The organism is Deltaproteobacteria bacterium, from assembly GCA_009929795.1.
Taxonomy (GTDB): domain Bacteria; phylum Desulfobacterota; class Desulfovibrionia; order Desulfovibrionales; family Desulfomicrobiaceae; genus RZZR01.
Genome location: RZZR01000019.1, coordinates 1 through 21,142, shown reverse-complemented (window position 1 = coordinate 21,142; position 21,142 = coordinate 1). Strand labels below are relative to the sequence as shown.

Annotated in this window: 20 protein-coding genes and 1 tRNA gene; 13 read left to right on the top strand and 8 right to left on the bottom strand. The window is 59.9% G+C overall.

What is annotated here, in order from left to right:
* Position 1: 1 nt before the first annotated feature.
* The 3 genes from EOM25_03930 to EOM25_03920 all read left to right on the top strand — a co-directional run bounded on the left by EOM25_03930 (position 2) and on the right by EOM25_03920 (position 2,656).
* Positions 2 to 805 (top strand): hypothetical protein, encoded by an 804-nt coding sequence (locus tag EOM25_03930; protein NCC24340.1) that lies wholly within the window; start codon positions 2 to 4, stop codon positions 803 to 805.
* Positions 806 to 880: 75 nt separating this feature from the next.
* Positions 881 to 1,102 carry a hypothetical protein gene (locus tag EOM25_03925; protein NCC24339.1) on the top strand — a complete coding sequence of 74 codons (222 nt, stop codon included), beginning with the start codon at positions 881 to 883 and terminating at the stop codon, positions 1,100 to 1,102.
* A gap of 129 nt (positions 1,103 to 1,231) precedes the next feature.
* The gene (locus EOM25_03920) at positions 1,232 to 2,656 is read left to right on the top strand and encodes a hypothetical protein (GenBank protein NCC24338.1); all 1,425 of its coding nucleotides are present in this window, start codon (positions 1,232 to 1,234) and stop codon (positions 2,654 to 2,656) included.
* A gap of 68 nt (positions 2,657 to 2,724) precedes the next feature.
* On the opposite strand, the gene EOM25_03915 is transcribed toward EOM25_03920, so the two are convergent.
* A complete protein-coding gene (locus EOM25_03915; protein ID NCC24337.1) occupies positions 2,725 to 3,189 on the bottom strand; it encodes a hypothetical protein in 465 nt (154 codons plus the stop codon).
* Positions 3,190 to 3,373: 184 nt separating this feature from the next.
* On the opposite strand from EOM25_03915, the gene EOM25_03910 reads away from it, so the two are divergent.
* From EOM25_03910 to malQ, 8 genes are all read left to right on the top strand, one after another.
* A complete protein-coding gene (locus EOM25_03910) occupies positions 3,374 to 4,672 on the top strand; it encodes a (Fe-S)-binding protein (protein ID NCC24336.1) in 1,299 nt (432 codons plus the stop codon).
* Positions 4,673 to 4,966: 294 nt separating this feature from the next.
* Entirely contained in the window at positions 4,967 to 6,127 is a 1,161-nt protein-coding gene (gene queA, locus EOM25_03905; GenBank protein NCC24335.1) for a tRNA preQ1(34) S-adenosylmethionine ribosyltransferase-isomerase QueA, read from the top strand.
* Between the two features lie 70 nt (positions 6,128 to 6,197).
* Complete coding sequence (locus tag EOM25_03900; protein NCC24334.1) at positions 6,198 to 6,419, top strand: 4Fe-4S dicluster domain-containing protein; 222 nt, start codon at positions 6,198 to 6,200, stop codon at positions 6,417 to 6,419.
* Between the two features lie 3 nt (positions 6,420 to 6,422).
* Entirely contained in the window at positions 6,423 to 7,490 is a 1,068-nt protein-coding gene (gene vorB / locus EOM25_03895; protein NCC24333.1) for a 3-methyl-2-oxobutanoate dehydrogenase subunit VorB, read from the top strand.
* Between the two features lie 2 nt (positions 7,491 to 7,492).
* Positions 7,493 to 8,269: a 2-oxoglutarate oxidoreductase gene (locus EOM25_03890; GenBank protein ID NCC24332.1), complete on the top strand. Its 777-nt coding sequence runs from the start codon at positions 7,493 to 7,495 to the stop codon at positions 8,267 to 8,269.
* Entirely contained in the window at positions 8,266 to 8,826 is a 561-nt protein-coding gene (locus EOM25_03885) for a 2-oxoacid:ferredoxin oxidoreductase subunit gamma (protein NCC24331.1), read from the top strand. Before EOM25_03890 ends, EOM25_03885 begins: the two co-directional genes overlap by 4 nt.
* A gap of 18 nt (positions 8,827 to 8,844) precedes the next feature.
* On the top strand, positions 8,845 to 9,669 hold the full coding sequence (gene aroE / locus EOM25_03880; GenBank protein ID NCC24330.1) for a shikimate dehydrogenase: 825 nt from the start codon (positions 8,845 to 8,847) through the stop codon (positions 9,667 to 9,669).
* A gap of 30 nt (positions 9,670 to 9,699) precedes the next feature.
* A complete protein-coding gene (gene malQ, locus EOM25_03875) occupies positions 9,700 to 11,220 on the top strand; it encodes a 4-alpha-glucanotransferase (protein NCC24329.1) in 1,521 nt (506 codons plus the stop codon).
* 25 nt (positions 11,221 to 11,245) lie between these two features.
* Here the strand turns inward: malQ and EOM25_03870 are convergent, their stop codons facing one another.
* The 4 genes from EOM25_03870 to EOM25_03855 form a co-directional block, all read right to left on the bottom strand.
* The gene (locus tag EOM25_03870; protein ID NCC24328.1) at positions 11,246 to 12,073 is read right to left on the bottom strand and encodes a hypothetical protein; all 828 of its coding nucleotides are present in this window, start codon (positions 12,071 to 12,073) and stop codon (positions 11,246 to 11,248) included.
* A gap of 8 nt (positions 12,074 to 12,081) precedes the next feature.
* The gene (locus EOM25_03865) at positions 12,082 to 13,611 is read right to left on the bottom strand and encodes a response regulator (protein ID NCC24327.1); all 1,530 of its coding nucleotides are present in this window, start codon (positions 13,609 to 13,611) and stop codon (positions 12,082 to 12,084) included.
* 16 nt (positions 13,612 to 13,627) lie between these two features.
* Positions 13,628 to 14,086, bottom strand: a complete 459-nt coding sequence (locus tag EOM25_03860) for a chemotaxis protein CheX (protein ID NCC24326.1) — start codon at positions 14,084 to 14,086, stop codon at positions 13,628 to 13,630.
* 90 nt (positions 14,087 to 14,176) lie between these two features.
* Positions 14,177 to 15,502 (bottom strand): TolC family protein, encoded by a 1,326-nt coding sequence (locus tag EOM25_03855; protein NCC24325.1) that lies wholly within the window; start codon positions 15,500 to 15,502, stop codon positions 14,177 to 14,179.
* A 409-nt stretch (positions 15,503 to 15,911) separates the two neighbouring features.
* Between EOM25_03855 and EOM25_03850 the strand changes: the two genes are divergently transcribed.
* Positions 15,912 to 15,988: transfer RNA gene (locus EOM25_03850), tRNA-Arg, on the top strand.
* A 266-nt stretch (positions 15,989 to 16,254) separates the two neighbouring features.
* On the top strand, positions 16,255 to 17,568 hold the full coding sequence (locus EOM25_03845) for a DEAD/DEAH box helicase (GenBank protein NCC24324.1): 1,314 nt from the start codon (positions 16,255 to 16,257) through the stop codon (positions 17,566 to 17,568).
* A gap of 207 nt (positions 17,569 to 17,775) precedes the next feature.
* Here EOM25_03845 and EOM25_03840 read toward each other — a convergent pair whose 3' ends face one another.
* The 3 genes from EOM25_03840 to EOM25_03830 all read right to left on the bottom strand — a co-directional run bounded on the left by EOM25_03840 (position 17,776) and on the right by EOM25_03830 (position 21,020).
* The gene (locus EOM25_03840) at positions 17,776 to 18,120 is read right to left on the bottom strand and encodes a hypothetical protein (protein ID NCC24323.1); all 345 of its coding nucleotides are present in this window, start codon (positions 18,118 to 18,120) and stop codon (positions 17,776 to 17,778) included.
* A gap of 71 nt (positions 18,121 to 18,191) precedes the next feature.
* Positions 18,192 to 19,871, bottom strand: a complete 1,680-nt coding sequence (locus tag EOM25_03835) for a tetratricopeptide repeat protein (GenBank protein NCC24322.1) — start codon at positions 19,869 to 19,871, stop codon at positions 18,192 to 18,194.
* A gap of 12 nt (positions 19,872 to 19,883) precedes the next feature.
* Entirely contained in the window at positions 19,884 to 21,020 is a 1,137-nt protein-coding gene (locus tag EOM25_03830; protein NCC24321.1) for a hypothetical protein, read from the bottom strand.
* Positions 21,021 to 21,142: the final 122 nt, after the last annotated feature.

Below are 21,142 nucleotides of genomic sequence, written 5' to 3'. Positions count from 1 at the left end.
CATGAAAGGACGAGTTGTTGTCCTCTTTTTGATCGCATCGCTTCTGGGATGGTGGCAGGCGCCGGCCCAGGAGGCCGAGATTGCGGCCTATGTTCAATCGGCCGAGGGTGGGGGAACCGTTGTCGGCCGGAACGAGATCCGGAACCTTGCGGGCGACATCCCCATCTGGACCGGCGACCTTCTCCTGGTACCGCTCGATGGAAAAGTTCAAATTATGTTCGCCGACGGCATGGTCGTCGTGCTTTCCGGGAATTCGGCCCTGCTAGTGGAGGATTTTTCCCACTCATGGGGGAGCAACGAGTCTTCGGATTTTCACTGCCGTTTGAGCCTGGGCTGGGGCATGATGCGTTTGTGGCCGGCCAGGGTCGCGGCCAAGAACAGCGACAACGGACTGCTGGTCCGGACTTCCGGAGGCGAGGCCCTGGTGGACGGGAAGATGATCGGCGGTGTCATGGTCGAGGGTGGTCCGCCTGCCGGGCTGGAAGGGTTCGAGGCCCTGCAAAAGGCCTTGGAATCCGGTTCCGGACCGGTGACCTGGGCCTATCTGACCGGCTTTGCTAAGTATCCCTTGACCATCACCGGCCGGGATGGTCAGAAATCGAGTATCGTCCCGGGCCGGAAGGCCGTCTGGTCGGGAGCGTCAGGAGTCTGGACTGATGGGGTTGCCGATCTGGCCCTGAAGCGGGACCTGAAAATGGCCGACAAGGACAGCCGTGCCAAGGTTCCGGCCAGCTACGAGAAAAACCTCGGCAAGACCTCCTACGGGGGAGGGGAATCAAGTGGAGGTTCGAGCGGGGGTGGCTGAGGCGGATAAAGATCGGTCCGGTCGGATCGAATCAAGGGCCCATCGACGAACAAATATTCGGGATTACGAGGTGTGATGATGAACGTGAAACGTGGCGTGTGGACGGCCATGTGCTTGGCATTCATACTGGTTGGTTGGCAGAATCCGGCGTGGTCGGCCTGCGTGACCTCCATTTCGCCCTCGGGGGTGGAGATCGGTCCCGAGGTCTATAGCGGAACCATCTCGGTCACGGCCCCAAGAACATGCAATTGGAGAGTGGACACTGCTTCAGGCTGGATCAGCGCCCCGTGTCCGTGAAGCGGCTACACCGGAAGCAGGACTGTTTCCTACAGCGTTTCCAGGAATACTTCCTCCAGTTCCAGAACCGGAACCATAATCATTGACGGCCATACGTTCACCATTGTCCAGGCCGGGACCCAGCAATGTGTGTACACGGTGGCGCCTCTGACCATCGACGCTCCGGCCGGAGCAGGCGACTTCACCGTCAACGTCGACACCAGCGCCGGTTGCGTCTGGACGGCGTCGGCCAGCGCCGGTTGGCTGAGTCTCGGCGGCTCCGGCGGGACAGGACCGGGTTCGGTGGTCGTTTCTGTTTCCGAAAACACCGCGGCCCAGCCCAGAACCGCCGCGGTCAGCGTGGCCGACAAGAGCGTGGTCGTGAACCAGGTCGGGGCCTGCACCTATGACGTTCAGCCCAGGAGCGCATCCTTCGACTATGAAGGAGATGACGGCCATCTCCAGGTGACGACTTCAGTTGGAACCTGCGAATGGACAGCTACAAGCCCGGTGGATTGGATCGTGGTCGCGACTCCGTCAGGGATCGGCAGCGGAACGGTGGCCTATACCGTCCTGGCCAATGCGGGAGACGAGGACCGGAGTGCGGTGTTGACCGTGGCCGGGATCGAGGTCCATGTGGTGCAGGGAGGCGTCAATCCTTGTACCTTCACGGTGACGCCTTTGACGGCGTCCGTTGACGTAGCCGGAGGTCAGGTGGCCGTGACGGTCACGGCTTCGGTCGAGGACTGTGCCTGGACGGCGTCCAGTCAGTCAGATTGGCTGACGGTGACCCAAGGCCAGTCAGGCCAAGGCAGCGGAACTGTGGTTTTGACAGCCGCACCCAATGTCGGGGTGGCCAGGAACGGCCAAGCCGTGGTGGCTGGAGAAACGGTGAGCGTTAATCAGGACGGACAAGGACCGTGCGCCTATACCCTGCAGCCGACCGGGGCCAACATGGTCGCGGAAGGAGGCGACGGAACGGTCACAGTGACGGCCTCGCGACCGGATTGCCAATGGACGGCCGCAAGCGAGGTCCGCTGGATCACGATATTGTCCGGAGCCCAGGGCACGGGCTCGGGCCAGGTCGCCTATCGGGTCGACCCCAACGACCTGGATCAGATTCGGACCGGGACCATGACAGTGGTCGACCAGACCTTCACGGTTATCCAGGAGGCCTCCGCCCCGCAGTGCACGTTCACCATCGACCCCACAGAATTGACCTTCGAGGCTGGGGGCGGAAACGGCACGGTTCAGATCACGGCCTCCCATGAAGACTGTTCCTGGGCGGCGGTTTCTGCCGCTGAATGGGTTCGGATCGTGGAACCTTCCAGCGGCGAAGGTTCGGGCCGGATCGGTTTCATGGTAGAGGCCAACCAGGGCCGGGAAAGGAGAACGAGTCTGACCGTTGCCGGACGGATCGTATCCATAGTCCAGAGCGGAACAGGATCCGGCAGTTCATCCTCGGGAGGTGGCTGTATCTATGATCCAAAGGCGAAGGAACAGGGCCTGGGATGGCTGCTTCTCCTGCTGGTGGTAGCCGGTATCTCGGTAGCCAGTCGACTCAGAGTCAAATGAACCCGGCTGGATCAGAATAAAAACAACAGACCACTGAGGGCCGGGAGCGATCCCGGCCCTTTTCGGATTTAGGATTGTGCGTCCTGAATCCGGTCGGTTACCAGCCGAACGAGCAGGGGATCGTTTTCCAGACCCGGCAGAAGTTCGAACTCCACGTTTTCGTGGACGGTCCTCAGGTCGTCGATCAGGGCAGGGATGTCGCTCAGCGTGTGGACGCCGTTGAAGAGGAAATAGGGAAGGACGGCAATCCGGCTACAGCCAAGGGCGACGAGTTCGTCCACGACCTCGGCCATGGTCGGTCGTCCCAGGGAGAAGAAGGCCCCGCGGACCAAAATCTCGGGCATGGTTCGGGCCACGGATCGGACCAGACCGGAAAAGGCATCGGCTACTTCCGGTCGGCGGCTTCCATGGGCCAGAATGACGGTTCCGAATAGGTTCATGAAGGCTTCCTCAAGTGATCGGTGTGAGAGTGCGAGTCCGAAAACATGGATTCGGTTAGCCCGAGCCTTGGGGCCGGTCAACACCCGGCCCATCCGGAAAGGCGGCTTGGCTCTTGCGCTTTTCCGGGTTTCATGGCACCTATTCAGAAAGGCAATTGGTTGTTCGCTTAGAGATTAGGGTTCGCAATGGGTTTGCGGCCCGACCTGTCAGGCTGGGGAAGTTCCTTGCGCCGCCTGTGGCGGTGCAGAGACTCGTGTATTCCGACAAGGAGGACCTATGGCGGAACCTGCATTGAAGCTGGGGGTGGACAAGGGATCAACCTTGAAAAACAAGGTTATGTCCCTCCTCCCCGACGGCGGTAACCTGAATGCCTGTCTGACCTGCGGGGCCTGCTCGGCAGGTTGCCCGGCGACAGGCCTCGAAAATATGGATCCACGCAAATTCCTGCGCATGGCCGCCCTGGGCCTGGACGAGGCCATCACGTCCACGCCCTGGGTCTGGATGTGTTCCATGTGCATGCGCTGCGTGCATGCCTGCCCGATGAAAATCAACATCCCGCAGCTCGTGTACTACGCACGGCAGAGCTGGCCCCGGGACAAACGGCCCAAGGGTATCATGGGTTCCTGCGACCACGCCCTGGCCACTGAAGGCAACAGCGCCATGGGCGCCAAGTCCGATGACTTCACCTTTGTCGTCGAGGACGTGCTGGAAGAGGTCAAGGAACACCAGACCAGCATGGAGAACCTGACCGCTCCCATCGACAAGAAGGGGGCCACGTTCTTTCTGAACCAGAATTCCCGCGAGCCGGTGACCGAACCCGATGAGATGGTCCCATTGTGGAAGATCCTCAATTTGGTGGGCGCGGACTGGACCTACGGCACCTTGGGCTGGGCGGCCGAGAACTATTGCATGTTCGGAGCCGACGACGAGGGTTGGGAGAAGATCGTCCGCAACAAGATAAAGGCCGTGGAGGACCTGGACTGCAAAGTCTGGCTCAACACGGAGTGAGGCCACGAATTCTACGCAGTCCGGGCCGGACTGTCCAAGTTCAAGATCACTCCCAAGTTCGAGTTGGATAGCATCATCAAGTACTACGCCCAGTGGATTCGGGAAGGAAAGCTCCCGGTCAACTCCGACTGGAACAAGGACCTGAAGCTCAAGTTCACGGTCCAGGACCCTTGCCAGCTGGTCCGCAAATCCCTGGGCGATCCCATCGCCGAGGATCTCCGGTTCGTGGTCAAGAAGGTCGTGGGCGAGGAAAACTTTGTTGACATGTACCCGAATCGCTCCAACAACTTTTGTTGCGGCGGCGGTGGCGGGTATCTCCAGTCGGGCTACACGGACGCCCGGCATGAGTACGGAAGAATCAAGTTCAACCAGATCAAGGCCACGGGCGCTACGTACTGCATCGCCCCGTGCCATAACTGTCACTCCCAGATCCACGATTTGAACGACCATTTCAACGGCGGCTACCACACAGTCCATCTCTGGACCCTGATCTGTCTGTCCCTGGGCATTCTCGGCGAAAACGAGCGCGAATACCTGGGCGATGAACTCAAGGAAGTTGGCCTGTAAGGCCGGATTCGATTGAAATTGAAGTCAAAAGCCCCTGCTGGTGTCGAACCGGCAGGGGCTTTTCTCTTTCTGAAAGAAAACGGGTCAGGAACTACTTGTCGTGCTTGTGATCGTGGGTTATGGGCTCCCCTTCGGGGTGCTCATGCTTGTGCTCATGCTCATGGGGATGACTGTGGACATGGTCCCCGTGACTGTGTTCGTGTTCGTGAACGAACTGTGAGTATTTCGAGTCCTTATTCTTAGTTTGGCAACCGCATCCTTTACACATGGAATCCTCCGGAATGTTGGATGGACATGAAAAAAACTTTGACTAATCCTCCAGGGGGGGATTGGCAAGTCCAAAGCGAAGATGAGGCTTTCGGCACGTCCAGGCCCGAGGTCTTGCCCGAAGACTATGACCTCCACTCGTACTTGTACGATCTGCCTGAGGAGCTGGTGGCCCAGGTTCCGAGCGGCGAACGGAGCGGTTCAAGGCTTTTGGTGTTGGAGCGGGGGACAGGAACGGTCCGGGACGCCATGTTTTCCCAGATTGCGAACCTTCTGCCCCGGGATTGTCTTCTGGTCATGAACAACACGGCCGTGCTTCCGGCCAGGCTTATCGGAAGAAAGTCCAGCGGGGCCAGGGCCGAGTTTTTGCTGCTTACTCCGCTGGCCTTGATTCCAAATCCCGGAGAGGATGCGTGGACCGAGGCGGAGGTCGAGGCCTTGATCCGGACCTCCAGGGCCAGAATCGGGACCGAACTTGAGTTCGGATCCGACTGCACTGCTAGGTTGATGGCCCCGTCAGGGTTTGGCCGATGGACCGTATCACTTCGCTGGCGGGGCAATTTGGCGGATGTATTTCTGTCCGTTGGGCACGTGCCTCTTCCGCCATACATCCGGAGGGAGGATTCGGGGTACGACCGGCTCCGGTATCAGACGGTCTACGCCAGAAAAGACAAGCTGGGGTCGGTGGCCGCGCCCACGGCCGGTCTCCATTTCACCCACGAAGCTATTGCCGGCCTGGAGCGCGAGGGACTGGGCCTGGCCGAGGTGACCCTGTACGTGGGCTATGGAACCTTCAGCCCCATCCGGACCCAAGATGTCCGAGACCATCGGATGCACGAAGAGTTCGTGGAGATTCCCGAGGAAACAGCCGAAGCCGTCAACCGGGCCCGGTCCCACGGCCGACCGGTGGTGGCCGTGGGCACGACCTCGGTCAGGAGCCTGGAAAGTGCTGCGGGCCCCGACGGCCTGGTCCATGCTTTCCAGGGCTGGACAGACAAGTACATTGTTCCTGGTTACAAATTCCAGACCATTGACCATTTGATCACAAACTTTCATTTGCCGGGTTCGTCCCTTATGCTTCTCGTATCGGCCTTGGCCGGAAGGAAAAAGATCCTGGCCGCCTACAGGCACGCCGTGGCCGATCGATATCGTTTTTTTTCCTATGGCGACGCCATGCTCGTGCTCTAGGGCCCGGGCCGCCGGGAACAATCCGTTCGGATGATCTGTTCCGGCTTTCAACCGTATTCGGAGGTGATACATGTCCAGAGCGGTGTTTCGGGAAGAGAGATGCAAAGGGTGTCTGCTGTGCACCTTGGTGTGTCCTGTGGAGATCATCAGGCAGTCGGACCGTTTCAATAAACAGGGCTACAAGGTGGCCGAGATCCCGGACGACAAGGCCGAGGCCTGCAAGGGCTGCGGCTTCTGCGCCGAGATCTGCCCCGATTTCGCCATCACCGTCTATCGCACGACCAAGGAGTGAACCATGTCCGAGGCTCAATCCAAGCGAATTTTCGTCAAGGGCAACGAGGCCATCTCCAGGGGAGCCCTGGCTGCCGGATGCCGGTGCTATTTCGGCTACCCCATCACCCCCCAGAACGACATTCCCGAATTCATGTCCACAGCCATCATCGAGGCCGGAGGAGATTTCGTCCAGGCCGAGAGCGAGGTGGCGGCGGCCAACATGCTCCTCGGAGCGGCTGCGGCCGGTGTCCGGGTCATGACCTCGTCATCCAGCCCGGGGATTTCTCTGAAGCAGGAGGCCATTTCATATATGGCCGGAAGCGAACTACCGGCGGTCATCGTGAACATGAACCGCGGCGGGCCCGGACTGGGCGACATCGGGCCGTCCCAGGGCGACTACTTCCAGGCCGTCAAGGGCGGGGGCCACGGCGATTACCGACTGCTGGTTTTGGCCCCGGGCTCGGTCCAGGAGGGATACGACCTGATCATTAAGGCCTTTGACTTGGCCTTCAAGTACCGAAATCCGGTCATGATTCTGGGCGACGCCATCCTGGGACAGATGAAGGAGCCTCTTGTGCCGTGGGTGCCGAAGAAACTCGACCCTGACGAGGCCTCGGGTTGGTGCCTGAAGGGTGCCAAGGGTCGGGGGCCGAGGCTCCTCAAATCTCTCTTCCTGGATGACGGGGCCCTCGCAGGGCACAACCTCCGGCTTCAGGAGAAGTACCAGTCCATGCAGGCTGAAGTCATGGCCGAGGCATTCCTGGTGGACGACGCCGATCTAGTGGTCGTGGCCTATGGATCCATCGGCCGGATTGTCAAGAGCGCAGTGCGCAAGCTGAGATCCAGAGGAAAGGCCGTGGGGCTGTTTCGGCCGATCACACTGTACCCTTTTCCATCGGACACGCTGAGAAGCCTGGCCGAGCAGGGCAAGCGGTTTTTGACCATCGAGCACAACACCGGGCAGATGGTCGAGGATGTCCGCCTGGCCATCAGGCTCCTGGCCGATTCGGGTTTCCACGCCTGCCTGCCGGGGAACCTGCCCACCCCGGACGACTTTGAAGGGCCGATTCTGAAGGCCCTGGAGGGATGATGATGACAACGGTCCACGAAGAACAAGTTTTTACGCTGCCCGAGGTCCTGGTCGACCGACCGACCCACTACTGCCCGGGATGCCATCATGGCACGGCCCATCGTCTGGTGGCCGATTGCCTGACGGAGATGGGCTTGGTGGAGCGGACCATCTGCGTGAGCTCCATTGGTTGCTCGGTCTTCATCTACAATTACCTGGGTCTGGACACGGTGGAGGCACCGCATGGCCGGGCCCCGGCCGTGGCCACAGGGGTGCGCCGGGCCCGACCGGACAATTTTGTGTTTACCTACCAGGGAGACGGAGACCTGGCCTCCATCGGTCTGGCGGAGATCATGCACTGCGCCAACCGGGGCGAAAAGATCTCGGTGGTTTTCGTTAACAACACGGTTTACGGGATGACCGGGGGCCAGATGGCCCCGACGACCCTGGTGGGCCAAAAGACCACCACCTGTCCCGGAGGTCGGTGCGCCGAGCACGAGGGTTCCCCAATGAAGATGGCCGAAATCATTGCGGGCCTGGGGGGCACGGCCTTTGCCGCCCGGGTGGCCGTGGACAGCATCAAGCACATCAAGGCGGCCAAGAAAGCCGTGGCCAAGGCTTTCGAGGTTCAGGTGCGAGGACTGGGCTTCGGGTTCGTCGAGATACTGGCCGCCTGTCCGACCAATTGGCGGATGACACCGGTCCAGGCCAACAAGCGGATCAGCGAGGAAATGATTCCGGTCTTCCCCCTGGGGACGTTCAAGGACGAGCTCCAGGCCAAGGCCAAGGAGGGAGCATGAGCATATACATGGACGTGATCATCGCCGGATTCGGCGGCCAGGGCGTGATGCTGATCGGGAACCTTCTGGCCTACGCGGCCATGGATCAAGGTCTGAACGTGACCTACATGCCGGTCTACGGTCCGGAGATGCGGGGCGGCACGGCCAATTGCGCGGTGGTGGTCTCCGATGACGATATCGGTTCACCCATCATCCATAGGCCTGTGAGCCTCATCGCCATGAATCGGCCCTCTTTGGACAAGTTTCAGCCTAGGCTGCACGACCAGGGGGTCTTCATCATCAATTCATCCCTCATTGAGGCCGACCTGGCCGATTGGAAACGGGTGCGGGCCTTTGCCGTGCCAGCCAATGATTTGGCCGACAAGCTGGGCAACACGAAGATGGCCAACATGGTTTGTCTGGGAGCCTATATCCAGGCCACGGGGATACTGCCCCTGGCCCGGGTCCAGGAGAGCCTTCCCTCGGTTATCTCCAGCCATTACAGCCATCTGATTCCGAAAAACAGTTCCGCCCTTCAGGCTGGAGCAGATCACGTGGTCTCCAACGGGGCCTTGTAGAAGGGGAAGGGTGTGGCAATGATCGGCCCGGAGGGCATCCTCGGCATCGTCGGGCATCCGGTGGCCCACTCCCTGAGTCCGGCCCTGCATAATTGGGCACTGGCCGGGAATGGCCTGCCTAAGGCGTATTTCCGCTGGGACATTCGTCCGGAGCGGTTGGTCGATTTCGTGGCCGCGGTCAGGACCCTTGGAATCAAAGGGGTCAGCGTGACCATCCCCCACAAGGTCGAAATGATGGATCTGGTGGACGAGGTCACGGACGAGGCCCGGGCCGTGGGGGCCGTGAACACCTTGTTTTGGAAAGACGACGCCCTGGTGGGAGGCAACACGGACGTCTTTGGTTTTCTTGCACCTTTGAAACTGGGAGGGCGAATGCCGACCTCGGCCCTGGTGCTTGGGGTTGGTGGAGCGGCCCGGGCCGTGGTCTTTGGGCTTCGACGAGAGGGGGCCGAGGTTCTCGTCGCGGGTCGAGACCGGCGTCGGGCCGAGAAGTTCGCCAGGATGACTGGAACCAGGGCAGTCGACTGGCAGGAGCGGGGCCAGGTTCAGGCCCAGCTGCTTGTCAACGCCACCCCGCTGGGCATGAGCGGTGCACAGGAAGCCATGAGCCCCTGGCCTTGCGGCCTGGTTGGGTTCGAGGCTGTGTATGATCTGGTCTACAACCCGGTGCAAACGGTTCTTCTGAACCAGGCCAGGGCCGAAGGCAGAGTGGTTTTTTCTGGCCTGGATATGTTTGTGCACCAAGCCCAGGCCCAATTTCGTCTCTGGACCGGCCGTGAGTTCGGGGAGGACCAGGCCAGGGTCTTTCTGCACGGTCTGTTGGCCAGGATGACCAGACCCTGAGAATCGGGAACATTCACGCCGCAAGGATCCATGGCCAGACATCCATTTTTCAGTCGCCGCAGGGCCGGGGCACTGGCCCATGTCTCGTCCCTGCCGTCGAGCCATGGCATTGGAGACTTCGGCCCCAAGGCTAGGGAGTTCGTTCGGTTTCTGGCCGATGCCGGGTTCGGCCTGTGGCAGATCCTGCCGCTCAATCCGGTCAACCCTGGGGCCGGAAATTCCCCCTACAGCAGCTTTTCGGCCTTCGCCAACAATCCTCTATTCGTCAGTCCCGACGACCTTGTCAGGGACGGCATCCTTTCGGTTGGAGATCTCCGGGGCGAACGGCCGTGTGGGGGAAGCCGGATCGACTACGGACACGTCCACGCCTGGAAGTCGTCACTCCTCAAACTGGCCTTTGCCAATGTCCTGCCCTCTCTGGAGAGCGAGTCCCGATTCGATGCCTATCGAAGGGAAAACGCATCCTGGCTGGACGATTTTGCCCTGTTTGCGGCACTCAAGGAAGCCCACGGCGGGAGATCATGGCTGGAATGGCCCGCCGAAATCCGGGACAGATGCTCGAAGAGCCTTGAGCTTTGGCGAGAGCGCCTAGCCTTGCGGGTGCTTTTTCACATGTTCGCCCAGTTTCTGGCCGACGAACAATGGCGGTCTCTTCTCGAGCATTGTCGGGCTCACGGTGTGTCCGTGCTCGGGGACATGCCCATCTACGTCAGTCTGGACAGCGCAGACGTATGGGCCCATCCGCTGCAGTTCGAACTAAACGGGGAACTTCGTCCGATCCGGGTGGCCGGGGCCCCGCCGGATTATTTCAGCGAGAAGGGCCAGCTCTGGGGGAATCCACTCTACGATTGGTCGGCAATGGCCAAAGACGGTTTTTCTTGGTGGAAGGCGAGGATCGTCCGCAATTCAGGGCTCTACAACCTGGTCCGCATCGACCATTTTCGTGGCTTGGCCGGGTACTGGGCCGTGCCGGCCGGGGCCAGGGATGCCCGGGGCGGAGAGTGGCTGTCTGGGCCGGGACACGAGTTCCTGGAAGCCATCGGTGAGGCGGCCCCTGAATTGGCCATCGTGGCCGAAGATTTGGGCGAGATCACCCCTGACGTCATTGAGTTGCGAGATACCTTCGCCCTTCCGGGAATGCGGGTGCTCCACTTTGCCTTTTCTGGAGATCCCGTCGAGAATCCGCACATTCCCCACAACCACGACCGCCACAGCGTCGTCTATACCGGAACCCACGACAACACCACGTCCAAAGACTGGTTCGAGCGGGAACTGGACCACGCAAGCCGAAGAAGGATCCGGAACTATGTCGGCCGCACGGTGGAGGCGAAAACCGTAGCTCGGGAACTCTGCCGTCTGGCCATGGCGTCCTGCGCAGCGATCTGCGTCCTGCCCGTCCAGGATCTCCTCAATCTCGGGTCAGAGGGCCGTATGAATACTCCGGCCCTGGCCGACGGCAACTGGACCTGGCGGTTTGGGTCCGGAGATTTGGGACAGGAGACGGCGGCCGAGTTTCGCGATTTGGCCGGAGTCTTCGGTCGTCTACCTTGAACTCATTGCCCAGATCGGGCCGTTCTTACAGAAAATAGGACCGGGCCAGGCGGTGCATGTCCTCATAGGATGCATCGGCCCTCAGGGCCAGGCACATCTCCAAGGACATTTCCATCTTCATCTCCGTGTCTTGTAGGATTTCACGTTTTTGCAGGTTGAGGCGATGTTTGATGAAGTCGGCCTCGAATCCGTCGCGGATAAGGTTCAACCCCTCAAGGAAATAGGCCGAGTGGACATGAGCCCGGGCCGGCTCCAGGGCCTCCGGACCACTGCGGCGGACCAGCATGCAGTACATGATCAGGGTGATAATCAAGGCTTCGGCTTTGATGCGATGGTCGACCCGGAGATAGCGTTCGCGATGGAAGGAGGTGTTGCCAAGATTTTTGAGAATCAGTTGGGCGGCATCAAAGACTTGACGTTCGAAGATGGGCGATATGGGAAATTTGGAAACAATGCGGACCATGACCTTCTGGGGATTCTCATTGGAGGCGATACCCAAGACGGCAATGGCCATGAGAACAAATTTGCGCTGCAGATCCCTGATCATGACGCTTCCCTTGATTCCGGCCAGACGGCGGACATCCGCTCCCGGCCAGGAGGAGACCCCGAGGTCCAGAAGATGACGTATGAACGGCTCAATGGTTCGGCCCGTTTCATCCCGCAGCAGTTTGGGGTTCCACTTGGGGCCCATGATTTTTCTCAGGGAAAGCCAGTAGGCGGCAACGCCTTCGACAGGCATCTCCACTAGGTCCAGTTCACTGGGGACCTGCTGGTTGGTTCGCGTTGAGGCCTGGGCCAGCAGGAGGTCGACTTGGTCGTTGATGTCGGCGGGGGGAGGGGATCCGTCGGCCATGGGAGGGCTCAGACCAGAGAGGCCAGAAGATCGAGAAGGGACTCGGTCTTGAAGGGTTTGGACAAAACTGCCGAGAATCCAGTGTCCATGGCCAGGGAGATCTGGGATTCGTCGGATTCGGTAGTCACCAGTATGGCCGGGGTGTCGACGCCCATGGACCTGAGCCGAGAGAGCAGTTCCATGCCGGTCATCATAGGCATATTCAGGTCTGTGATCAGTAGGTCGAAAGTTTTTTCCGAGTTGATGGCGTCGAGAGCCTGGGATCCGTTTTCGGCGGTTTCGACTTGATGCCCAACTTGCTCGAGGATCTGGCGGTAGTGGACACGCATGGTCTTGGAGTCGTCAACTGCCAGGAGGCGAAGGGGCCGGGCTTGGCTGGACTGAGGCTTGGGAAACGTGGATTTTTCTGCCTCTTCCACAACGGACCGGAGAGGGGGCTTCTGCCGAAGGAAACCAAGGATCTCCGAAGCCCCGGTTCTGGCCAAAGCCTGGGCGATGCCCTGACCTTTGTCCGTGGAAGCGGCCATGGCCGCGGCCAGTCGGTCGGCAAGGGACGGTGAGGCGTTCGCCTCCAGCCCCTGTGATGCGGCCCGAACGGTGAATTCGTCCTGATCCAGGAGAGCGTCAAACAGGGCCACCAGGGACTGGAGATCTCCGATGCGTCCTAGGGCCTCGAAGATAGAGAAGCGGACGTTGGGGTCCAGGGCCGAACAGGCGTCCAGGGCTTGGAGAAGGGGCCGGGTGCCCTTGCGGCTACCAATGAGGCCGAGAACATTGGCGGCCATGATCGTCGGATCGGGGGAACCTGTGGACACAATGCGGGCCAGGGGCGGTACGGCGGCATCGCCAGCTGCCGTCAGCGCTTCGATAATTCCCCGCCTGAGGGTGGGGTTGCGGTGATGGATGTGGTCGGCCAAGATGTCCAGGGCTGCGGGGGAACTGATGGTGGCCAGGGTCTGCACGGCTTCCCAGGAGTGGATTTCGCAGTGGTGGTAAGCCGTGTCGGACCCGGCGAGCTCCACGATGCGGCTCAGAAGGGGGAGGGACTCCTCGTCCCGCAAACGTCCGAGGCCCCGGATGGCCACCGAGGCGACCATGGGTTCAGTGTCTTCAGCATATCGGCGAAAGAGAGGCAAAGCCGAGGGGTCGATCAGCTGGGTCAAGGCGGAGAGAAAGTCGAAAACCAAACTTTCTGGAGGATCGTTGGCCAGGACTCGAATCATGGTCTGAACGGCGGAGGAAAAGCGTTTTTTCCCGGCAATATGGGCACAGAGCGAAGCCAGTTCCTGGTATGGCGATCCCATGCCTCGGACAACGGAGGAATCGTCTCGTTCCAGCAGGGAGGCCAAGGTCGCGTGGACTAGGTTGTCCACGGATTTGTCGCCCACTGGATTGACAAACAGATCGACCAGATCTTCGAAGCAGTCGTCGACAGCTCCGGACTGGATTTCGCCTAGGAGGGAGACCTGGGCGAAGAACTCCATCTGTCTGAAATCGGCCAGGGGTGATGCGTTGGCCATGGTTTTGGGATCCCCCATCAAGTCATCGTCCACGTCACTCGAAACAGAATTCGATGGTGAATTCCCCGTTTTCAGTTGAAAAGGGAATGGCCATGACCGGCGCCTTGGTCACATGCTTGATGGTGTGTCCGTCACCCATAATGACCGACGGAGTGCTTCCGGCCAGGGTCACTCCGAGATCCACGAGTCCGACCCGGGCCTGTCCCGAGATCATGTTCGAGATTTCCCCCACTGCGTCCTGGACATCGTTCATCAGGTCTTCGATGGCGTCGCCAAGCATCTGCTTGACGATGTGCAGGGCGCATTTTTTGGAGAAGGAAATGGCGAAGGTGCCGTTCTTGTCTCCGCTCAGACCGATGACGGCTGAAACGTCGCCCTGGGCGGTGTTGTCCTTTTTCACGTAGGGTTTTGCGGCCGTGGGATTGATGTTGGCCATGGCCACGAGGACGTCCTTGGTAGCCTTGATGAATGGTTTTGCCAGTTCAGGATCCATGTGAGTTCCTCTGGGTGGCGGGTGGATGGGGTTGCGGTATGAACGCTCGGTCCGGCGGATGCCGGACAGTAATCAATAAAACCTCGGCAGTCATCGGATGTCCAGGGCCGGATTTTTCTGTCCCATGGCGTAGTAGAGGTCGGCGACGGCCTGTTTGTAGTCGGCGAGAGCCTGGTTCAGGTTGGCTTCGCTGGTGGTCACGCTGCTTTGGGCGTCCAGAACATCGGTGTTGGTCCCGACCTGGGCCTGGTATCTGGCCTCGGCCATTCGGTAACTTTCCCTGGCCGCCTCCACTCCGGTCTTGTTGACCCCGATGCGCTTAGCTGCCTCCTGGATGTTCAAAAAGTAGGACTTCACCTGGTAAGAGGCATCGGTTTTCGACTTGTTGTACTCGCTGACAAGGCGCAATGCGTTTTCCTCGGCTTGTTGGTAAGCGTAGTAGGTTTTTCCCCATTCGAAGACCTTCCAGTCCATGTTCAGGGCCACCTGCCAGGCCGAGGCCGAGTCCTGATACTTGCTTCCGGACACGGTGGGGTCGTCCCCTTGTCGGGAGTAGTCGAAATCGGCGGCCACTGAGGGGTAGAGTCCGCTGGCCGATATCTTCGAATCCTTTCGGGCGATTTCGACGCTCTGCTCGGCGATGATCAAGTCCGGGCGATGCTTGTAGGCCAAGTCGAGGCATTCCTCGAAGGTCATGGAGAAGGGGGCGTATTCAAGTTCGCCGACGTAGGCGATCTCGGAGTTCACCGAATAATTCAGCAGGGTGTTTAGCTTGGCTTCCTGGGTGTCGACCTCGTTTTGTCGGGACAGGAGATCCTGTTCGGCTGAGGCTACGTCCACCTCGGCCTGGAGGACGTCGAGCTTGGGCTTCAGACCGACATCGTAGAAGGCCTGGATGACCTTGAGGTGGGACTGGAGCCGGGTCAGCGAGTCCTTGGCGGACTGGACGTTCTTGCGGGCCTTGAGCAGATTGAGGAAGTTAGTCTGGATCTCAAGGATAAGGCCCAGTTCGGCCTGGTTCAGTTGGGATTTGGTCTGGTCTTCGGCCAGAAGACTTTTTTGATAGGTGGTCAGGATGTTGAATCCCACGAAGAGGGGCTGGTTGATGTTCAGACCAAAAAGCCACTGATCCTGGGGCGAAGTCTGCATGCCCATGATTTTAGACGGTTCGTTGTAGTGGGTGTAGCCGTATTTGACGTTGAAGGAAGGGCCGAAGGCTCCTCGGGCCGATTTGACGCCAAGTTTGGAGGCGTTCAAAGCTTGGCGAACTGACTTGATGCCTTCGTTGGCCTCGAGCCCTCTGGCGACAGCTTGTCCGAGGTCATAGGTCATCTGGTCGGCCCCGAAGGCAGGCGCCCACGCGCCGAGGGTGGACATGGTTAGAAAAAACAAAAAGAATCTGAAATACATAGTCATTCCAGCACCTTGATTTGGTTAAGGGTCGAGCAGCCCAAGCTGTCGGTGAACAAAGTCAATGTATTCTGAGTCAACTTTTAACAAAAAGCAAGAAAGCCGAGCATCGAGAGGGGCCTTTTTCGGGCCGTCAGCCTTGTTCCGTCCCGGGTTCGAGAGAGATAGCAAGTTGGGTCCCGACTCGATCGTTCCTGAAATGAGGACAAATACATCTTGAAATCGGAATCGAGTGCAGGTATAAAAAAAAATGTTTCGCGACGCACAGGCGTCCAAACCATCAACCACGGAGGACCGATGTTTCCTGGCTTTATCCTCGCCTTGGCCTTTTGTTGCTTCGGGGTCATCGTCTACTACCTGAACAAGGAACATGGCCCCAAGAGCGGCGATTAATAGACATCCGTCACCTGACATCGCGCCCGTAGCTCAGCTGGATAGAGCGTCGGACTTCGAATCCGCAGGCCGGGAGTTCGAATCTCTCCGGGCGCACCAAGATATCAAGGAGGCCGAGCCTCAGGCTTGGCCTCCTTTTACTTCTTGCCTTTTCGTCGCCGACAAGGCATTGTATTTTCCGAACGACGATTCTCTCGACGGTTTCTCCGGGCGACTGCCCGAATCACCCCACGAGATTTTATCCCCGAAACGATTTTCCCGCCCTCTGGCGGGCAAGCCCTTTTTTGTCGCGATCGTTGCGACCCTTTCTTTTCCACGCGTCCGGCGGGCAGAGATTTGGACAACCCCCCGGACAAGGAAAAGTCATGTATCAAGAAATTCATTCCACTCACGCCCTGACCAATCAGAAACCCCAGTCCAGGCCCCTGGCCACCAAGGGCGTTTTCGGCGACCTCATTCCGCCCCTGCAGCGGGCCGTCAACGTGCAGGGCTACGAAACCCCGACCCCCATCCAGGAACAATGCATCCCCAGCCTGCTGGCCGGCCGCGACGTCATGGGCACGGCCCAGACCGGAACGGGCAAGACGGCGGCCTTTGCCCTGCCCATGCTCCAGCTCTTGTCGGCCAATGGAAGTCGGCCCTTGAAGGGCAGGCCCAGGGCCCTTGTTTTGGCTCCGACCCGGGAACTGGCGGCCCAGATCGGTGAGAGCATGCACGACTACGGCCGTTTCCTCCGCTTGAACCATACCGTTGTTTTCGGTGGCGTGAACCAGTTTCGTCAGGTCAAGGCCATGGCCCGGGGGGTGGACATCCTGGTGGCCACACCCGGTCGTCTGCTGGATCTCATGAACCAGGGGTTCATACATCTGGACAAGGTGGAGATCTTCGTTCTGGACGAGGTGGACCGGATGCTGGACATGGGCTTCATGCCCGACATCAAGAAGATCCTGGCCGAGGTTCCGGCCGAGCGTCAGACCCTGTTCTTTTCGGCCACCATGGCTCCCAAGATGGAGCAATTGGCCATGACCATGGTCCGGAATCCTGTTCGGGTGAGCATCGCCCCGGAAACCAGAACCGTGGAGCGAATCAACCAAAAAGTTCTTTTCGTCGAGAAGAGGAACAAGGATGCCCTGCTGGCTTCTCTGTTCACCGGGTCCTCGGTGGACAAGGCCATCGTCTTCACCCAGATGAAGCACATGGCCAACCGAGTGGTCGAGAAGCTCGAGGCGGCCGGCATCAAGGGCACGGCCATCCACGGCAACAAGAGCCAGGCGGCCAGGACCAAGGCTCTGGACGGGTTCAGGCAGGGCCGGTACCGGGTGCTGGTGGCCACGGACGTGGCGGCCCGGGGCCTGGACGTGGACGACATCACCCACGTCATCAACTACGATCTGCCGGTGGAGGCCGAAACCTACGTACACCGCATCGGCCGCACGGCCCGGGCCGGGGCCGATGGCGACGCCATTTCGTTTTGTTGCGCGGAAGATCGGGCCTATCTTCGAGAGATCGAGCTGCTGCTCGGTTCGGCCGTGCCGGCGGAAACAAACCACGCCTTTCATTGCGAGGCCGCCTGCCGGTCCAGTCGTCCGGCTCCGAAGAATTTCGGGCGCCGAGAAGGCAGCGGTTTCGGGAACCGCCCGCAGAGGGGTAATTTTTCCCGCCAGCGTCGCAGCCGGTAGGGCAGGCCCTCAAAATAAATCGTTTTCTTTCAGGCCCCCGTCCATGGACGCAGGTCTGGAAAGTCTGCCGTAGTGTAAGAAGGCCCGCGGATATCCTCCGTGGGCCTTCTTCGTTTGGAGATTGTTCGGTATCGGATGGCGGAGCGAAAACCATCGCCCGAGTTGACGAGGCTGATGGTCGACATCCCGGTGAATGGCATTGTTGATTCAGCGGCTCATTCGATTTTTTCCCAGCAAAAGGGTCTCGGGGTCTCCTTTTGCCAGCAGGCTGGCCAATAACAGATATGGTGCCAAGAACAGCATCCCGCCGAAGAACGCCACAATTCCCAGCGCAATTGCTCCCTTGCTAAACTGGTGGCGCCAAGCCACCCAGATTCCTGAAAGACCCAGAAAGGATATAAAATCGAAGTTGAATTGGCCAGACCATGTCATTTCAACGATGTTGGAGAAAAAGACGGGAAGAAGATTCCAGCCATGATTTCTTACAACCAAGAGAGTGTAGCCCGTCAAGAATGCAAACGTCACGACAAGGTAGATTCGGAAAAATTTCATTTCATCCTTTCCTCATAATTTCCGTTTCGAATAATGTGCAGAATCGGGGATGAACCGTCCAATACGAGAGTTCAGCGCAGCCGGAAGACTAAAATCTCATTGGCTTGGCCGTCATTGGCGTAGCCGGTGACGACGATGTTTCCGTCTTTCTGGATATCGAGGCCGTGGGCCCGATCAGGTCCTGGGCCGGGACCGGAAAAGACAAAGGTTCCCTGGTTGCCGAAGCCCGTGTCCAGACTGCCGTTGGATTCGAACCGGAGCACGACGGCCTTGTCGGCGACGCCGTCATTGCTCACTCCAGCTAGGACTATCCTGCCGTTGTTCTGCACGGCCACGCCGTAGGCGTAGTCGAAGACCGCGGCCGAATCCCGGAAGACGACCACGCCCTGGTCGCCGAAGCCAGTATCCAGGGCCCCGTCGGCATGGAGGCGGAGGAGGACGATCTTGAAGGCCTGGCCGTCATGGGCCGACCCGGCGACCACGATCCTGCCGTCGGGCTGGAGATCGACAAAGTTCGCATAATCGGAGTTGTCGCCTTCGAGGCCGTAGGTGAAGACTCCATTGGTCGCGAAATCAGGGTCGAGCCTGCCGTCCGCCGTGAGACCAAGGACAAGCAGGTTTTCCTTGGTCTGACCCTGGGGCACATGGGCTCCGACGGCCACGATTCGTCCATTGTCGTCAACGGCCACGGCAAAGCCCTTGTCCTGCCCGCCGCCGTTGAAGGTGACAAGGCCGTTCTGGCCAAAGGTCGGGTCGGGCACGAGGTCGGCATCAAGACGAAGCACAACGAGATCCTGATCGGAGCCGTTGGAGTGCTCGCCCACGACCAGGACGCGACCGTCGGCTTGCACGGCCAAGCCAAAGGCGATGTCGGTGAATGTGCCGGGGCTGGAATGGACGTGGGTCCGGTCCAGTTCGCCCGAGGGTTGGAACTTGAGGACCAGGATGTCCCGAAATCCGTCAAGGCGAACGTACCCGGCGACGTAGATGGATCCGTCCGGGCCAAGGGCCAGGCCCAGGGCCCGCTGGTCCGTGGACATTTCAAAGAGGACGTGGCCGGCCTGGCCGAAAGATTCGTCGGGGCTGCCGTCAGGCAGACGGCGAAGGACGAGGATGACGGTCTTGGTCCCGTCATTGGCGTATCCGGCCACGACGATGCGACCGTCGGGTTGGACGGCGGTCTCCACCCCCACGGCCTGGCCGCCGATGGGGCTTTCCAGAAGAAGGAAGCCGTCAGGCGGATTGAAGGAGTCGTCGAGCCGGCCCTGGGCAGCCTGCACTATCGCCAGGCTGGTAAGGATGCGTGCGTCGGCGGGTTGCTGGTGCAGATACTGCTGCCAGGCCGCGGCAGCCTCGGCATACTGGCCGGCGCGCATCAGTAGCTGGGCCAGGTTATCGAGGGCCGTGAGATTGGCCGGATCGCGCTTGATCGCCTCGCGCTGGAGTTGCAGCGCCCGCTCGTAATCAGCGAGCAGCGCATAGGCGTTGCCCAGATTGCTATAGGCGGTGCTGCGTTCAGGCGCCAGGGCAATTGCGCGCTCGTAGCACTGCATCGCCTCGGATAACTGCCCCTGTTGGGCCAACACAAAGCCCAGGTTATTCAAGGCGGTGGCATTCGCGGGCTCGAGACTAAGCGCCTGCTCGTACTGCTCACGCGCACCCTCCAGGTCGCCGTTCACATGCAAGATCGCCCCGCGGTTAATATGCCTCAGCGTGGGCGATTGGGGTTGCGGTTTGTGCTGATCGATCATTGGACGATTCCTTTAAAATTCAGCCAGCACACTGCTGATCACGCTGCGGGCATCAATATTGGGCAGCGTGAACTGCACATCATCAAGCGAGATATCGAATGGCTCGCCCTCGCGATAGTGGATCGGGAAATTGATCCCGAAGCGCAGATTGCTGCCATACTCAACACTAGCCAGGTTCCAGCGCTCGCTGTACAACTCCACCTCCGTAAGCAGCAGATCAGCCGTTACCTCAACAAAAGCATCGACACTCAAACGCAAGCGCGGCTCGACAAAAATCCCGGCATTGGCGTTGATCTCAAGCCCGGTTGCGGGCGTCCAATCCACATTGACATTCGCCTCCAGGGCCCCTTGCAAGCCCAACTGGCCGCTCACCTCCAGACCGGCCGTAGCGCTAACAATCGGGATACCAGCACCAAGGCCGCCGCGCACAAACAGGCGCAACCCGGCGTCGGCGGGCACATACAACTGGCCGCGCCCAGTGACATGGGTCTGATCTTCGTGGTCGGGATTATAGGTAATGCCCAGGCTGAGTTCGCGCAGTTGGCCGGGGCCAAAGCCGGCACTCGCATCGAGGCCGCCGCCGATAGTGGCGAAAATGCCGATGCGCTGCCCGGCCACCGCGACACCGACAATCGGGATATCGATATTGATCGCAAAGATATTCTTTTCGATTGCGCGGCGCGGGAACAGATCGACCGTATTGGGCAGCCCGATCTCGCCGCGCAGCTCGATCTCGCCGTTCTCCAGCAGGCGAATACCGACCGTCCCCTGCAACCAGGGTGCCAGTTGCACTGTCACCTGGCCGCCGCCATAGGCCCGTACCCGGGCGGGATCGGGTTCGCCCACCGGCTGATTGTTCTCGGGATCGACCGGCCGGTTGGTCGCGCCGACCGTGAGCTCGCCCCTGAGCATACCGCGGCTGTACTGGGCGGTCACATTCGCATCAAAAATGCCGTCGTCGTAGCTCAGGCGCACCTGCGAGCTAACACCGGGGATATTGGGCTGAGCGGTGCCGGCTGCGCTCACCTTATAACTGCCGTCGGGCTTCCGCTGGATCTGGGCCTCCAGGCTACCGCTGCGCAGGCCGGGCACCTCGCCGAGTTGCAGCGTCCCGCCGATCGTCAAGCCCTCGGCCTCGGAATAGGTCATACTCAACCCAGCCTGGCGAATACCGGGGGCAGCGACCTGAGCCGTACCTGTGGCGGTAATGGTATTATTTTCGTAGCCAATTGTGAACTGCGCGCTACGAATACCCCTGATCCGGCCACTGG